Genomic DNA, 256 nt, shown 5'->3' on the forward strand with positions numbered 1-256 from the left:
TTTGAGTATAAATCGCTCCGTAAATATACTTTAGTGATTTTTGTTCGGCTTTTCAATTAATACTTCTACTTTTGGGACAGTCTCTTAACTTCTCTCTATTTTTTCCCTTGCTATATTAACCTTTCATTTAATCTGAAACAAACCACCTTAGGCTCTGTCATGGCTTCAATAGAAGAACGGACTCCTTCTCTCCCTAAGCCAGATCCCTTCACGCCACCAAACGGCATGGCGTCTATACGATAATCACTACTATCAT

The 256-nt window shown here is 38.3% G+C and carries 1 protein-coding gene; it reads right to left on the reverse strand.

Going from position 1 to position 256, the window contains the following annotated elements; genetic code table 11:
- Nucleotides 1-110: 110 nt before the first annotated feature.
- Nucleotides 111-256, reverse strand: a 146-nt coding sequence (locus tag AOA62_RS31625) for an aldehyde dehydrogenase family protein (RefSeq protein WP_143521952.1), incomplete at its 5' end; no start/stop codon positions are given.

The organism is Pseudomonas sp. 2995-3, assembly GCF_002742565.1.
Classification (GTDB): Bacteria; Pseudomonadota; Gammaproteobacteria; order Pseudomonadales; family Pseudomonadaceae; genus Aquipseudomonas; species Aquipseudomonas edaphica.